Origin of the sequence: Hymenobacter sp. UV11 (genome assembly GCF_004684095.1) — a bacterium.
In the GTDB taxonomy this organism is placed as follows: Bacteria; Bacteroidota; Bacteroidia; order Cytophagales; family Hymenobacteraceae; genus Hymenobacter.
The window spans coordinates 1-15394 of the sequence record NZ_SRII01000001.1 but is presented as its reverse complement, the minus strand read 5'-3'; the positions used below and the strand labels follow the sequence as shown (position 1 = coordinate 15394).

12 protein-coding genes and 1 riboswitch are annotated in these 15394 nt (G+C 63.2%); of the genes, 7 read left to right on the top strand and 5 right to left on the bottom strand.

The features are described 5' to 3' along the window. Positions 1-4 precede the first annotated feature (4 nt). From E4631_RS00060 to E4631_RS00040, 5 genes are all read left to right on the top strand, one after another. Positions 5-4051 carry an amino acid adenylation domain-containing protein gene (locus E4631_RS00060; protein WP_133658068.1) on the top strand — a complete coding sequence of 1349 codons (4047 nt, stop codon included), beginning with the start codon at positions 5-7 and terminating at the stop codon, positions 4049-4051. Between the two features lie 4 nt (positions 4052-4055). Continuing rightward, the gene (locus E4631_RS00055) at positions 4056-4772 is read left to right on the top strand and encodes a 4'-phosphopantetheinyl transferase superfamily protein (protein ID WP_133658067.1); all 717 of its coding nucleotides are present in this window, start codon (positions 4056-4058) and stop codon (positions 4770-4772) included. 300 nt (positions 4773-5072) lie between these two features. Continuing rightward, positions 5073-5438, top strand: coding sequence for a hypothetical protein (locus tag E4631_RS00050; protein ID WP_133658066.1), 366 nt, complete (start codon positions 5073-5075; stop codon positions 5436-5438). Between the two features lie 27 nt (positions 5439-5465). Next, a complete protein-coding gene (locus tag E4631_RS26380) occupies positions 5466-5591 on the top strand; it encodes a DUF433 domain-containing protein (protein WP_217362661.1) in 126 nt (41 codons plus the stop codon). Between the two features lie 275 nt (positions 5592-5866). Then, entirely contained in the window at positions 5867-6283 is a 417-nt protein-coding gene (locus tag E4631_RS00040; protein ID WP_133658065.1) for a hypothetical protein, read from the top strand. A 37-nt stretch (positions 6284-6320) separates the two neighbouring features. Here the strand turns inward: E4631_RS00040 and E4631_RS00035 are convergent, their stop codons facing one another. After that, on the bottom strand, positions 6321-7556 hold the full coding sequence (locus E4631_RS00035; RefSeq protein ID WP_240734546.1) for an acyl-CoA dehydrogenase family protein: 1236 nt from the start codon (positions 7554-7556) through the stop codon (positions 6321-6323). 207 nt (positions 7557-7763) lie between these two features. Between E4631_RS00035 and E4631_RS00030 the strand changes: the two genes are divergently transcribed. Further along, complete coding sequence (locus E4631_RS00030) at positions 7764-9509, top strand: APC family permease (RefSeq protein WP_133658064.1); 1746 nt, start codon at positions 7764-7766, stop codon at positions 9507-9509. A gap of 147 nt (positions 9510-9656) precedes the next feature. Here E4631_RS00030 and E4631_RS00025 read toward each other — a convergent pair whose 3' ends face one another. The 4 genes from E4631_RS00025 to E4631_RS00010 form a co-directional block, all read right to left on the bottom strand. Next, positions 9657-10487, bottom strand: coding sequence for an ATP-binding cassette domain-containing protein (locus E4631_RS00025; RefSeq protein WP_133658063.1), 831 nt, complete (start codon positions 10485-10487; stop codon positions 9657-9659). A 5-nt stretch (positions 10488-10492) separates the two neighbouring features. Beyond that, positions 10493-11167, bottom strand: a complete 675-nt coding sequence (gene modB, locus E4631_RS00020; RefSeq protein ID WP_133658062.1) for a molybdate ABC transporter permease subunit — start codon at positions 11165-11167, stop codon at positions 10493-10495. 132 nt (positions 11168-11299) lie between these two features. Further along, a complete protein-coding gene (modA, locus tag E4631_RS00015) occupies positions 11300-12064 on the bottom strand; it encodes a molybdate ABC transporter substrate-binding protein (RefSeq protein ID WP_133658061.1) in 765 nt (254 codons plus the stop codon). A gap of 134 nt (positions 12065-12198) precedes the next feature. Further along, a complete protein-coding gene (locus E4631_RS00010) occupies positions 12199-14655 on the bottom strand; it encodes a TonB-dependent receptor (RefSeq protein ID WP_240734544.1) in 2457 nt (818 codons plus the stop codon). Between the two features lie 59 nt (positions 14656-14714). Next, positions 14715-14823, bottom strand: a riboswitch (TPP riboswitch). 221 nt (positions 14824-15044) lie between these two features. Here E4631_RS00010 and E4631_RS00005 point away from each other — a divergent pair. Then, positions 15045-15272 carry a hypothetical protein gene (locus E4631_RS00005; protein WP_133658060.1) on the top strand — a complete coding sequence of 76 codons (228 nt, stop codon included), beginning with the start codon at positions 15045-15047 and terminating at the stop codon, positions 15270-15272. Positions 15273-15394 lie beyond the last annotated feature (122 nt).

Sequence of the window (15394 nt, the reverse complement as noted above, 5' to 3'; positions counted from 1 at the left end):
TATCATGGCCGTAGCTGTTCTTTCGCCACCTGCCCAGGTGGTTGACTTCGACCCTTTTGCCCAATCCGAGATTGCCCTGCTGGTGCCGCTCACGGCGTCGCAGGCCGAAATATGGCTGGCCTGCCAGTTGGGGGGCGACGATGCCAGCCGAGCTTATAATGAATCGGTGTCGCTGCACCTGCGCGGGGCGTTGGAGATAGCGGCCCTACGCGGGGCGCTGACGGCGCTGACCCAGCGCCACGAGGCCCTGCGCGCTACGTGCAGCGCCGATGGCACGGTGCTGTGCATAGCGGAGGAGCTGGCCGTAGACCTGGCATACATTGACCTGGCGGCCGCCGCCGAGCCCGGTGACTACTGGCATACCGAAGCCCTGAGCTACTACGCGGCCCAGCAGGCGCGGCACGTGTTCGACCTAGTGCAGGGGCCGCTGTGGCAGGCTAGTCTGTTAAAATTAGCCGACGGCGAATTTCACTTTACCCTCACGGCCCACCACATTATCTGCGATGGGTGGTCGCTGGGTATGCTGCTGCAAGACCTGGGGCAGCTGTACTCGGCGGCGGTGGGGGGTAGGGCGTCGGGGCTGCCGGCCGCCACGCCCTTCAGCCAGTATGCCGAGCAAGAAGCTGATTTTCAAGCCAGCGCCGCCTACCGCCAGACCGAGCAATACTGGCACGCGGTGTTTCGCAACGGTACCCCAACGTTGCACTTACCCACTGATTTTGAGCGGCCTGCCGAGCGCACCTACCAGAGCCGCCGCCTCGACTACCCCCTCGACCCGGCCCTGGTGGCGGGCTTGCGCACGGTGGGCCGGCAAGTGGGCACCAGCTTCGTAACCACGCTACTGGCGGTGTTTGAAGTAGTGCTGCACAAGCTGACCGGGCAGGATGACCTGGTGGTGGGCCTGCCGGCGGCCGGGCAGTCGGCGGCCGGCCTGGGCACGGTGGTGGGCCACTGCGTGAACCTGCTGCCCCTGCGCAGCCGTCCCAGCGGCCCCAGCCGCTTCGACGACTATCTGCGCACCCGCAAAACGGAGCTCTTTGATGCGCTGGAGCACCAGCAGCTCACCTTTGGCCACCTACTGACCCAGCTGCCGGTGCGGCGCGAGGCTGGCCACCTGCCGCTGGTGGCCGTGCTGTTCAACGTGGACCTGGGCTTTGATGATGGGGTAGCCTTGGCGGGCCTCACCCACGAGCTGGTCAGCAACCCGCGGGCCTTCGAGAACTTTGAGCTGTCGTTGAATGCCAGCGGGAAAGGCGACCAGCTGGTGCTGGAATGCTCGTACAACGTAGCCCTGTTTCGACCCGAGCGCATCGAGCGGCTGCTGGCCGGCTTCACGCGCCTGGCCGAGCAGATTATTGCCAACCCGACCACCCAACTGGCCAACCTGCACCTGGCCGCGCCTACTCTGCCCGAGGCCTACCAACGGCTGAACGCCACCCAGGCGCCCTACCCCGCCACCGCCACGCTGCCGGCCCTCATCGCGGCCCAGGCGCTGGCTACTCCCACCAAAACTGCCGTCAAGTTTGGCAGCGCCGAGCTGTCGTATGCCGAGCTGGACCGCCAGGCCAACCAGCTAGCCGCCTACCTGAAACCCCGGTTGCAACTCGGCGACATCGTGGCCGTGGCTCTGGAGCGTACGCCCAGCCTGCTCGTGGCGCTGCTGGCAGTGCTCAAGTGCGGCGCGGCCTACCTGCCCCTCGACCCCGCGTACCCAACTGAGCGGCTGGAGTTTATGCTAAGTGACTCGGGCGCCCGGCTGCTGCTGACTTCGGCGGGCAACCTCCCGGCCTTACCCGGTGGCCCACCCCGGCTGTTGCTGAATGAGGCCCTAGCGGCAGCCGCCACGCTGACGGGCGCGGCCCCTACCCCCCTTGCCAGCCCCGACGACCTGTGCTACGTGCTCTACACGTCGGGCTCAACGGGCCAGCCCAAGGGCGTGGCCATTACCCACCGCAACGTGGTCAACTTCCTAACCAGTATGCAGCAGGCGCCCGGCATTACGGCAGCTGATAAGCTACTGGCCATCACGACTATCTCGTTTGACATTGCCGGGCTGGAGTTATTCCTGCCACTGGTGAGCGGGGCCACGGTGGTGCTGGCCGATGCCTACTCGGCCCGCGATGGGCGCGCGCTGCTGCACCTGCTTGAAGCGGAGCAGATTACCATGCTACAGGCTACCCCCTCGACCTGGCAGCTGCTGCTGGCCGCGGGCTGGGAAAAGCCCCTGCCCCTGGTAGCGCTGTGCGGCGGCGAGCCCCTCCCCCTGGCCCTGGCCCGCAGCCTTCAGGCCAAGTGCCTGGCGCTGTGGAATATGTATGGCCCCACGGAAACCACCATTTGGTCGTCGGTGCAGCGCATCGAGCCCAACGCGGCTATCATTACGGTGGGCCAGCCCATTGCCAATACGCAGCTTTACGTGCTGGATGCGCAGGGTGAGCCCGTGCCGCCCGGCACGGCCGGCGAGCTCTACATTGGCGGCGTGGGCGTGGCGCGCGGCTACTGGCAGCGGCCGGCTCTCACGTCCGAACGCTTTGTGGCCGACCCATTTACCACCGAAAGCGGCGCTACTATGTACCGCACCGGCGACGCGGCCGTGCTGCTTGCCAACGGCGAAGTGCAGCTGCAAGGCCGCCTCGACGAGCAGCTGAAGCTGCGCGGCCACCGCATCGAGCCCGGCGAGATTGAAGCCCACCTCACCCGGCTCGATGGCGTTCGGCAGGCAGTGGTGGTGGCGCAGGAGCGCACCGCCGGCGACGAGCGCCTAGTGGCTTATCTTATACTTGAGGGTCCGGCGGCTTCTGAGGGGCTGGCGGCCCGGCGTGCCAGCTGGCAGTTGGCTTTGCACGCGCACCTGCCTACTTATTTGGTACCCAGCGAGTTTGTGGTGCTGGATGCCCTACCCCTGCTGCCCAATGGCAAGACCAACCGCCCTGCCCTACGGCAACGGGCTGCCGCACCCACGGCCACGATTACGGCGGCGGTGGGTTTTGTAGCCCCCCGCACCAACGTGGAGCAGCTGGTGGCCGACAGCTGGCGCGAAGCCTTGAAAATCAGCAAAATCGGCGTTTTTGACGACTTCTTTGACCTGGGAGGGCACTCGCTCATTGCCGTGCAGGTGATGGCGCGCCTCGAAAAAGTAACGGGCAAGCGCCTACCCCTGGCGGCACTGTTTAGCCACCCCACGGTGGCCGCACTGGCCCTGCTGATACAGCGCGACGGCAGCAAAGCCATCACCTGGGACTCACTGGTGCCCATAAAGCCCAAGGGCAGCAAAACGCCCCTCTACATTGTGCACGGCGCAGGCATGAACGTGCTACTATTCAATGCGCTGGCGCGAAATATGGACGCCGAGCAGCCCGTTTACGGCTTGCAGGCGCGGGGCCTGAATGGCGTAGACGAGCCGCTGGACCGCATCGAGGACATAGCTGCGCACTACCTGGCGGCCATTCGGGCGCAGAATCCCGACGGGCCCTACGCGCTGGCCGGCTTCTCGTTTGGCGGCCTCATTGCCTTCGAAATGGCCCGGCAGCTGCTGGCGATGGGCAAAGAGGTGCAGTTTCTGGCCATGTTCGACACCTATGCCTATCAGTCGAACTACCACCTACCCTACCTGGAGCGCTTGGCCAAGAATGGCTTTACTACGCTCAAGAAAGGGGTGTATACGCTAGGGCTGCTGGCCAAACAGCCCGGCCGCACCCTGGCCTACCAGCGCGAGCAGCTGCGGTTTAAGCTGGGCGGGCTACTGGGCCGGCTGGGACTCATTGGCAAGTGGCAGCCCAATTTTGGCTACCCCCCCCTGGTCGATTGGATGAATGAGCTGGCCTGGCGGCGCTATACCCTGGCACCGGCCCCCATAGCCATTGAGCTGTTTCGGGCCAGCCGGCGTACTTTCTATATGCCTGATTTTGAGTTCCTGGGCTGGCGGCCGTTTGCGCTGAACGGCATCACCATTCACGAGATGCCCGGCGAGCACAGCTTCATGTTTGCCCCACCCTATGACCAGAAGTTTGCCACTGTTTTACAAGCCCGTTTAAACGCTACCGCTCGCTAATTTGATGCTATCGCTACCCCCTACCCCCCTCTTTGCTACCAATGTGCACGCTGGCTACCAAGCTCCGCAGCTGGCCAATACGCTGGTAGTTTATCGCATTTCGGTGGCCGACTTTACCGAGCGCGAGGCCGCCCTGACCGCCCTACTAACGCCTGCCGAGCAACAGCACGCGGCGCGCTATACCCGCCTCGCCGACCAGCTGCGCTTTCGGGTGGGGCGCGCCTGCCTGCGCTACTTGCTGGGGCAGCGCCTGGGGCAGCCGCCAGCCACCATTGCGCTGCGAGTTGGCAGCTACGGCAAGCCGCAGCTGGCCGAGCCGGCCAGCGTGCATTTCAACGTGGCGCACTCGGGCGACTGGGTGGTGGTGGCGTTGGCGGCCCGCGAGGTTGGCATCGACCTAGAGCAGCTAGTGGCTGATTTTGACTTTAGCGACGTGGCTGCCCAGCGCTTCAGCGACCCCGAGCGGCGCCTATTGTCCCTGAGCCACGAACCGCACATCACCTTCTACCACATCTGGACGCAGCTCGAAGCACGGGCCAAAGCCAGCGGCGTTGGACTAGGCGACGCGGAGCTGCGGCCCGCCGCCAGCGGCTACCCCGCCGCCCAGTGGACCGTGCAAAACTTTGGCCTGATTCCGGGCCACCCCGGCGCACTCGCCTACCCGGCCGACTGGCAGCCGGTCATTCAGTTTCGCAGCCTAGACGCCCGCCTCATCGGCTGATTTGTTGCTAGGCAAGCACAACGCCGCCCCGCCACCTGGTAGTTGGCGGGGCGGCGTTTTTGTTTGGTGCCTGCCGCAACCCGGCGAGCATCTCTGGCCGCTGCTACCAATGGCGGCGGAAGAACGAGTGGCGCGCACGACGAGCGGACAGCTGGCGAAAAGCCGGCAGCCCGCCCCAGCCAATTTGCACAGGGATTTGGAAGCCGCTCTAACTATATGGGGAAGTGACGCAAGATGTTGGCCAGCCACTGCCGAGCTTTTTACGTTATATTACTTCATCATAAGTTCATCTTGAAGCCCATGAAAAGAATCCTCCTTTTTGGCGCCCTCTGCTTGGCTACGGCCGGCTCCTGGGCCTTCTACCCCCACAACACGGCACCCGAAGGCTACATGATGGTAGTGGGCAGCGGCCGGCCGGGCACCACTTCTTCGGTGCCGGAAATCACGGTCATTCAACCCGACGGCCAGCGTCAGGTGCAGCGCCTACCCAAGATAAAAATCGGCACGGAGCGCAACAGTACGGCCGCCGCCACGGAAATACACCGATTTGAGCTCTTGAAAGTCAATAGCTTATTAGCGCAGGGCTGGCGCGTGGCGCACGTTACGCAGAGCACGGTAGGCGTGGGCGCCACCACCGAAACAGTGTATCTGCTGGAGCGACCCTGAGGCCGCTACCGGCTGTATATTAGCCTTATGCTACGCACCGACCTCATTACCATCGACCCGGAAATCACGGGTGGCACGCGGGTGCCTATCCAGGCATTATTCGATTACCTAGGAGGTGATGAGCCGCTCACGATGTTTCTTTACGACTTGTGAGCTGTGAGCAAGCCGCAGGTGTGCTGAAGGCAGCGCAAGAAGTACTGCTACCACCAGCGTTTCACGTGGTGCCCGCGCAGATTGACTTCTCATTCGCTGACAAAGTTCCGCCCCGTGAAGCTGTTGCTTGATAAGCAACTGCCTCGGCGGCTTTCGCATCGTCTGGTGCCAGCCCATGGCCGCTTATCGATATACTGATTACAAAGCGCTGATTTATTGGCATGTATTTATCTTGCTACAGATTTACCATCAACCTAATTGCTCTCTAATCGCTCATGTCTAAGATTCTGTTTGCCTCTGCTCTCACATTGGTTACTCTTGGCTTATGGTCTTTCAATTCTAAAGACGCTAAGCCGGCCCAATACCTAATGATTATCAGGGATATGGAGCGCACGGGTTACAGTGACCAGCCCCGCCCGGCACTAACTGTGATTGAGCCTGATGGCACATTTAAAACAGAAGAGTTGCCGGTTATTAGCTACAATTTTCCGCGCGAAAGCATTAAGGCCACTATTGTTAAGAGTAGCGCTACCGATTCAACTTCCACACGCCTGCGTCGGTTTCGCTACGCTCGCAACTACCTCTACCAGGCTGAAATACGCAAGCTCAATGAGTTAAGCGCTGCTGGCTGGGTGCTTATAAATACCACGCAAGAAACCGGAGCCACGCGCTACTTACTCCGCAAGGATTAATAGCAGGAATTTCGCACGCGAGCAACTTACACAAGTGTTACTTAAACGCCTGAATACCTGTAATATCCGCCCCCGTGATGAGCAGGTGAATATCGTGCGTGCCCTCGTACGTCACCACCGATTCGAGGTTCATCATATGGCGCATGATGGGGTACTCGCCCGTAATGCCCATGCCGCCGTGAATCTGGCGGGCCTCGCGGGCTACGTGCAGGGCCATTTCGACTGAGTTGCGCTTGGCCATCGAGATTTGGGCGCTGGTGGCTTTGCCCTCGTTTTTCAGCACGCCCAGGCGCCAGGCCAGCAGCTGGGCCTTGGTGATTTCGGTAATCATTTCGGCCAATTTCTTTTGCTGGAGCTGGAAGCTGGCGATGGGCTTGCCGAACTGCTCGCGCTGGAGCGAGTATTTCAGGGCCGACTCGTAGCAGTCGATGGCCGCGCCGATGGCGCCCCAGGCAATGCCGAAGCGGGCCGAGTCGAGGCAGCTGAGCGGGCCCTTCAGGCCTTCGACATTGGGTAGGATATTCTCCTTCGGGATGACCACGTTATCGAACACCAGCTCGCCGGTGATGCTGGCGCGCAGGCTCCACTTGTTGTGAATTTCGGGGGTAGTGAAGCCTTCCATGCCGCGCTCCACGAGCACGCCCTTGATGCGGCCCTGCTCATTTTTGGCCCAGACCACGGCCACCTGGCACTCGGGCGAGTTCGATATCCAGAGCTTGGCGCCGTTGAGCACGTAGTGGTCGCCCTCGGTGCAGATGTTGGTGGTCATGCCGCCGGGGTTCGAGCCGTGGTCGGGCTCGGTGAGGCCGAAGCAGCCCAGCCACTCGCCGCTAGCCAGCTTGGGCAGAAACTTCTGGCGCTGTTCCTCCGAGCCGTATTGGTAGATGGGGAACATCACCAGCGAGCCTTGCACGGAGGCCGTGGAGCGCATGCCCGAGTCGCCGCGCTCAATCTCCTGCATAATGAGGCCGTAGCTGATGTAGTCGAGCCCGCCGCCGCCATACTCCTGCGGAATGGTAGGGCCAAATGCGCCCACGTCGCCAAACTTGCGCACGATTTCCGAAGGAAAATGTGCGTCCTGCGCCCACTTCTCGATGTTAGGCGAAATCTCCTTTTTCACGAAATCGCGGATGCTCTGGCGCACCAGGATATTCTCCTCGGTGAGCAGGCCGTCGAGGTCGAAGTAGTCGGTGAAGCCGTTGGCGTTGGTGCTGCCTTTTTGGGCGGTGTGGGCTTTAGCTTCGGGCGAAAGGACGTCGGCAATGGAAGACATGGGCGGGGCGGGGTAGGGTTTAAGCAAAGATACTTCGCGGGGTAGCGCGGGCGCGACCAGGGCCGGAAACCGGCTGCCGCCGCTGGTACAAGAACCCAACCGCGTGCTTTTTAACTCCCGTTTATTTCAACTCTCTCTCCCCAAAAGGGCTATCTTTCCCGTAAACCATCTACACGCTTTTCATTCTACCCTCATCCGCATTTCCCTATGGCCCACGACAAGAAACTCAACGAACTTGAAGCAACGGCCATTTGCGGCAACGATATTTCCTCTTCCTGCCTCTACGTATCGGCCCTGTCCATTGGCTACGCGGGGCAATATGCCTGGGTGGCGCTGCTGCTGGTGGCGGGCCTGCTGTACCTGTTTCGCAAGATTTATGGCGAGGTGGTGGGCGCCCTACCCCTCAACGGCGGGGCCTACAACGTGCTGCTGAACACCACTAGCAAGAGCAACGCCTCCATCGCGGCCTGCCTCACCATCCTGTCCTACATGGCCACGGCGGTGCTGAGCGCGGGCGAGGCCATGAACTACCTCTACCTCATTGCGCCCATTCCGCACGTGCCGGTGCTGTGGGCCACGGCGGGGCTACTCACGTTTTTTCTGCTGCTGACGTCGGCCGGCATGTCGGAATCGGCGATTGTGGCGGTGGTCATTTTTGTGGCGCACCTGGCGGCGCTCACGCTGCTGGTGGGCTCCGGGGCGTGGTTTGTGGCCCAGCACGGGCTTACCACGCTGCACCTCAACTACGCGCAGCCGGTGGTGGGGGGTAGCCTGGCGGTGGCGCTGTTTCTGGGGTTTAGCGCGGCCATGCTGGGCATTTCGGGCTTCGAAAGCTCGGCCAACTTCGTGGAGGAGCAGGCGCCCGGTGTGTTTCAGAAAACGCTGCGCAATATGTGGCTGGTGGTCAGCTTTTTCAATCCTGTTATTGCGCTGCTGGCGGTGGCGGTGGTGCCGCTGGCCACGGTGGGAGAGCACCAGGAAACCCTGCTCTCGTACCTGGGCCAGCAAACCGGCGGTCCCTGGCTGGCCACCGTCATCTCCGTCGATGCCGTGACGGTGCTCAGCGGGGCGGTGCTCACGAGCTTCGTGGGCGTGAGCGGCCTCATCAAGCGCATGGCCCTGGACCGCATCTGGCCGCAGTTTTTTCTGAAGGAAAACCGGCGCGGGGCCAACTACATCATCCTGGCCATTTTCTTCGGGCTGAGCTTGTCCATCCTGGTCATTACGCAGGGCGAGCTGGAAACGCTGGCGGGCGTGTACACCATCTCGTTTTTATCAGTAATGGCGTTTTTTGCCATCGGCAACTTCCTGCTGAAAGTGAAGCGCGGCAAGCTGCCGCGGCCGGTATACGCGGGCGTATTCAGCGTATTTCTGGCCCTGATTGGCGTGCTGGCGGGCCTCTACGGCAACGTGCAGAAGAACCCCGGCTACCTGGTGGTATTCCTGCAATATTTCATTCCGGCGGCGCTCATCGTGTACGCCATGCTGGAGCGCATTGCCATTCTAAACCTGGTGCTGGCAGGTGCCACGTCGTTTTATGAGCAGTTTCGGCGGCTGGCCATTCGCAGCCAGGTCAGTATTCGCCGCCTGGTGCACGAGCTCAATAAACAGGAGTTTGTGTACTTCACCAAGGGCGATAATGTGGCCAACCTCAACAAGGTGATGACCTACGTGGAGGAAAACGAGTTTACCAACCGCCTCAAAATAGTGATGCTGCTGCACGCCGACCAAATCGTGCCCGACGAGCTGCTCACCGACCTGCGCGTGCTCGACCGCGCCTACCCCAACATTCACCTGGAGTTCGTGTCGCGCCCCGGCACTTTCGGCCCCGAAACAATAACGAGCCTGTCGGAGGAGTGGCAAATCCCCAAAAACTTCATGTTTATCGGCTCACCCGGCGACAAATTTCCCTACCAGATTTCGGAGCTGGGCGGCGTCCGGCTGATTATCTGAGGCGCAGGCGCTCACCTCACCCCCTAGCCCCCTCTCCCGTGGAGAGGGGGGACTAGTTTTTAGTTCTAGCTCTATATGCTATGACTAGCGCTAATTCCCCCTCTCCACGGGAGAGGGGGCTAGGGGGTGAGGTGAGCGCCTGCGCCATTAGCCCTCCCCTACCGCAACCGTCAGCGCAATTTCGGCCCCTACCCCCCCCGCGTAACCCGAAGGGGCCGCTACTTCTACCTCGGCGCCGCCGGGCAGCTGCACGCGCAGCCGCCCGGCCGGCAGCACGGCCAGCACGCGGCCGGCCACGGTGGCGGGGGTAGGCGGCGCGGCAGGCAGCCCTACCCCCACCACGCGGCCCAGATCCAGGGTTAGCACGCGATGGGCAAGGCGGGCTATTTCGGCTGGGTCGTGGCTGATGAGGATGGTGGTGAGCGCGAAGCGCCGATGCACGTCGGCCAGCACCTGCTGGAGGCGCAGGCGGGTGGGCAGGTCAAGGGCCGACAGGGGCTCGTCGAGCAACAGCAGGCGCGGGCGGCGGGCCAGGGCGCGGGCCAGCGCCACCCGCTGCTGCTGCCCGCCCGAGAGCAGCGCTGGCCGGCGCGCGGCCAATTCGCCCAGCTCCAGCAGCTCCAGCAGCTCGTTGACCCATTGATTTTTATCAGATTGACCTTCGGCGGCGAAGGCTAGGTTTTCGCGCACCGTCATATTGGGAAACAGCGCGTAGTCCTGAAACACGAAGCCCAGCGGGCGGCGCTGCGGCGGCAGCCACTGGCGGCGTGGGCCGTCGTACCACGTTTGCTCCTCGCAGCGCACGAAGCCCGCGTCGGGCCGGTCGAGGCCGGCCAGCAGGCGCAGCAGCGTGGTTTTGCCGGCGCCCGAGGGGCCGCTGAGGGCCAGCAGCTCGCCGGGGGGTAGGGCCAGGGCCACGTCGAGGGTGCGCGGGCCGGCGGCGGTGTGCAGGGCTTTGGTGAGGTGAAAATCGAGCACGGCAGTTACGACAGGCGGGCGTCGCGCTTACTAAACCAATACAACGCCACCAGAATGGCAAAAGCTACCACCAGCAGCGTAAGTGCGTAGGCATTGGCCTGACCATAATTCAGGCTTTCGACCTCGTCATAAATAGCGATGGAGGCCACGCGGGTGCGGCCCGGCAGGTTGCCGCCAATCATCAGCACCACCCCAAACTCGCCCAGCGTGTGGGCGAAGGTGAGCACCGCGCCGTTGAGCAGGGCGGGCTTCATATTGGGCAGCAGCACGCGCCAGAGCGTGGTGCCGCGCGACTTGCCCAGCGTGGCCGCTGCCTCGGCCAGCGAGCGCGGCAGCTGCCGAAACCCCGCCTGCAACGGCTGCACCATAAACGGCAGGCTATACACCAGCGACCCCGCCAGGATGCCCGCAAATGTGAAGTTCAAGCTCAGCCCCAGTTGGTTAATCAAAAACCGCCCCAGCGCCGTGCTGTCGCTGAAAGCCAGCAGCAAGTAAAACCCGATGACCGTGGGCGGCAGCACCAGCGGCAGGCTCACCACCGCCTCCAGCAGCGGCCGCAGCCGGCTGCGCGAGCGCGCCAGCCCGTAGGCCAGGGGTAGGCCCAGCAGCAGCAGCAGCACCGTGGTGCAGGCCGCCAGCGCCAGCGTGAGGCGCAGGGTTTGCCAGTAGTCAGAGGGCAAGGGGGTAGGGATTATAGGTTACTAAACGGCTGTCCTTGTGAGCGAAGCGCGGCAATCGCACCTGAACGACATCCGCACGATTCTGTTCTGGTGCGATTGCCGCGCTTCGCTCACAAGAACGGATGGCATTTTTTACAACCCGAAACCATACTTCTTCAACGCCTGCTTGGCGGCCGGGCTGGCCATAAAGGTCGCAAACGCCGCGGCCGTAGCGTTGCCGCTGGCGCGCTTCAGCACCACGAAGCTTTGCTGCAAGGGCGAGTGCGCGGCGACCGGAATCAGGTAGAACCGGCCCGCCCGGCGCAACTCGGGGCTGAGGGCCAGCGCGTAGGCCAGCAGGCCCGCATCGGCGGCGCCGGTGGCGGCGTACTGAGCAGCCTGGCCAATATTTTCGCCCAGTACCAGCTTGGGTTTTACCTGGTCGTAGAGGCGGTAGTGGCGCAGTACCTCTTCGGCGAGGCGGCCGTAGGGCGCGTGGGCGGGGTTGGCTACGGCCACGTGCTGCACCTGGGGGGCCAGCAGGGTGTTGATACCTTTGGCGCTGGGGTTCAGCTTCTTGCTCCACAGCACCAGCCGGCCCAGGGCGTAGGGCGTGGGCGCGCCAGTCGTGAGGCCCGCCTGCTGCAAGCGCCGGGGGTAGTCGCTATCGGCCGAGAAGAAGATATCGAACGGCGCGCCGTGGCTCAGCTGCTCGTAGAACTTGCCCGACGAGCCGTACACCGCCGTGACCCTGGCCTGCGGGTGCTGGCGGTTGAAAATCGTGACCAATGAATCGAGCACGTACTTCAAGTCGGCCGCGGCGGCGATGGTGACGCCGGGCGCGGCGGGGGGGGTAGGGGCGGCCGCGGCAGATAACCAGCTACTCAGCAGCAGGCAGGCAGAAAGAAATCGAAGCATGTGGGGGCGGTACCGTTATATCCGCAAAGATACAACCCTGCTTTAGCCCTTGGGTTCCCCTGGCGGTCACCTCATCCCCTAGCCCCCTCTCCTTGGAAAGAGGGGCTAGGGGATGAGGTTGACGCGCAGGGCCGCTACCACCGCAAGTTTACCGAAGCGAGAAAGTTCCGCCGGGCCTGGGGGTAATAGTAGCTGAAATACTGCGCCTGCCCGCCGCTCACGTAGCCGTAGGTGTAACCGTTGTTAACGTAGGTGGCGCCGAGCACGTTATTGAGCACGGCGGCCACTTCTATTTCGCGGAAGCCCAGCCGCTCGGGGTGCCAGAGGTAGCGGGCGCGCACATCCTGCACGTAGTAGGCCGGGATGCTGCGGCTGTCGGTGGCCGTGTTGTCGAGGTACTGGCGGCTGGCGTAGCGGGCCAGCGTGGCCAGGCGCAGGCCGGGCAGCAGCTCGTACTCCAGGGTGTAGGCGAAGGTGAGGGCGGGCGAAAACGAGATATCGGTTTGCTTGAAGGCAGTGCCTTTTTCGCCGCCGTTGTCGTAGTCGGCCAGGTAGTCGGTGTAGTTGTTGATTTTGTTGCGGCTGATGGTGGCCGTAGGGCTGAAGGTGAGGCCTTTGGTCAGCAACGCGGCGGCTTGCAGCTCAATGCCGGTGCGGTACGAGTCGCGCACGTTGGTGTGGATGGGGTTGCCCACATCGTCGAGGTGGCCCGAGAGCACGAGCTGGTCGCGGTAGCGCATCAGGTAGTAGTTGGCCGACCACTGGAAGGCGCCCGTGGTGCGGCGCAGGCCCATTTCCACGTTGTGCAATTTTTCGGCGGTGGGGCGGCGGTCGGCGGGCGTATCGGTGTAGTCGGTGCGGGTGGGCTCGCGCTGGGCCAGAGCATAGGAGGCGTAGGCGGCCACGGCCGGCGTCAGTTGGTAAGTCAGGCCCGCCTTGGGGTTCAGGAAGTTGAAGTTGATGGTCTGCTGGCTCTTGCCGCCGTTGGGGCTGCCATCGGGCGCGAACAGCTCATACCCCACGTGCCGAAACTGCACGTCGCCGAAGGCCGACAGACTCTCGCCGAGCGCTACCGTGGCGCGGGCGTAGGTGTTCACATCGAGCTTGTGGGCGTTGGGCTCGGAGTAGTAAGGCGTGTCGCTTTCGGGGATGTTGTTGCCGCGCTGGGCCCAGGTCAGCTCATCAAAGTGCTGGCCGCGGTAGTTCACTACCGCGCCGCCCAGCGTGGCCTCGGTGAGCACGCCGCCGGCCGTGGGCCGCAGCTGCAAGGCGTAGGTAGCACCGTAGAGGTCGGTTTTGAGCCAACGGCGGCGGATGACGTCGGTGGTCGTAACCGTATCGACCCTACCCCCCGCGCCGGGCTGCAGCACCGGCCCCGAGATGCCGTACTTGGCAAAATCCTGGTTGGCCTTGTACTCCTCGTAGTAGCCGCCGCCGCGCGTCCAGAAGGGCGTCACGCTCAGGTTAAGCCTGGAGTTTAACTGCCTCGAAATCAAGAATTGATAATAATCCTGCTGGTAGTTATCGGTCTGGTTTTTATAGGCCGGCAGGTGCTGGCCCGCGTCGGTGCCGGCCTCGTTGTAGCGGCGGTTTTTGGTTAATAAAGAGTCGGCCAGGCCATACCAGGCCTGGTAGGTAGTCTCATAGCCCGTGATGATGAGGGCGCGCAGCAGCGTCTTTTCATCCGAATAGGTGCCGGCCAGGTACAGCGACTTCAGGTTTGACGAGGCGCGGTCCACGTAGCCGTCGCTCTGCACCCGCGAGGCGCGGGCATCCACCGTGAAGTGGCCGTTGAGGAGGCCGGTGCCGGCGGCCACGGTCGTTTTCCAGGTACCAAACGAGCCGGCTGAGTTGTTGAGCTCAGCGTAGGCCTTGGGCCGGATGCCCAACGTCTCCACGTTCAGGCTGGCCCCGAAGGCGCCCGCGCCATTGGTGCTGGGGCCCGCGCCGCGCTGCACCTGAATGCTCTGGACGGAGCTGGCCAGGTCGGGTAAATCGACGAAGAACACGCCGTGGCTCTCGGCCTCGTTCACGGGCACGCCGTTGAGCGTCACGTTGATGCGGGTACCATCGGTGCCCCGGATGCGCAGGGCGGTGTACCCTACCCCCGTACCGGCGTCCGACGTCGTGACTACGCTCGGCGTCTGGTCGAGCAGGTAGGGCAGGTCCTGGCCAAAGTTGCGGGCCTGCAATTGCTCGCGGCTCACGTTCTGGTAGGTGGTGGCGGTGCGCTCGTTGGCGCGGGTGGCGGTCACCACGGCCTCGGGCGTGAGGTTGCGGGCGGTGAGCAGCGCCAGCGGGGCAAGCTGCTGGGCCTCGGCCTGGCCTTGCAGCGGCTGGCTCAGGGTTTCGAAGCCCACGAAGCGCACTTGCAGGGTGTGCGGGCCGGCGGGCACGGCGGGCAGCCGGAAGCTGCCGCGGGCATCGGTGGTGGTGCCCAGCGTGGGCTGGTCGGTGAGCAGCACGGTGGCGCCGGCGAGGGGCGCGCCGGTTTGGGCATCGGTGAGCTGGCCCGACACGGGGCCCTGCGCCCACGCCGGAGCAGCCGCCAGCGCCAGCAGCGCTACGCCCACCAAAAGGGTAGTTTTCAACAGATAACTGTGGATAAGTGACACGGACCCGCGCGCCAGGGGTCGGCGCGGGGGCAGAAGCGTTTGCGGATTGTTTGTTCCCTGCGCCGGCATTACCCGGTTCAGGTTCGATGGGTGTCATCTCAGCCGCCTCGAAAATTTTTCGAGCCAGCACCCCTAAACATGCTGCAAAGATACGCCCGGCGGCGGGGGCACACTTTTTGGTGAGGAACTGCCCGGCGCTGCTGGCGGTTACTTTAGCATTTGCTGAGTGTCAGCTAACTTAGCTACTGCGTGGGGCGGCGCGCAACGCGGCACCCGGTATTTGCGTTGCCAGCCTTAGGCTCCGCGCATTTTTCCTGGCTCGCGTTTTCCGTCGCTTCTGGCTTCTATATCTACCGTCCTGCCCTATGCATCAGTTACTATTTGCCTTGGTTATGCTTGCGGTGTTTACGCTATTCATGGTGATGCCGCGCCGCCGCAGCCGGCCCCCTACCCCCCCGCCATCGAGCGACGATGACGGCGGCGGCGAGCCCCACGAGCCCGGCCTGCCCGACCTCGACCTGCCCCCCGGTATCTCGCGCCCCATCAACGACTGGGAGCCCGACTACAACCGCCGCCGCCCGGTGGAGGTGTAGCTGGGCCATTCTTAAGTGGCTGAATTATACTCGTCACGAAGTGAGTTGCGCGTCGAGAATATGAAATTTACGGGTTAGTAGGGACGCGAGGTCAGGCCCACACTCAGGAAGCCGGGTGAAAA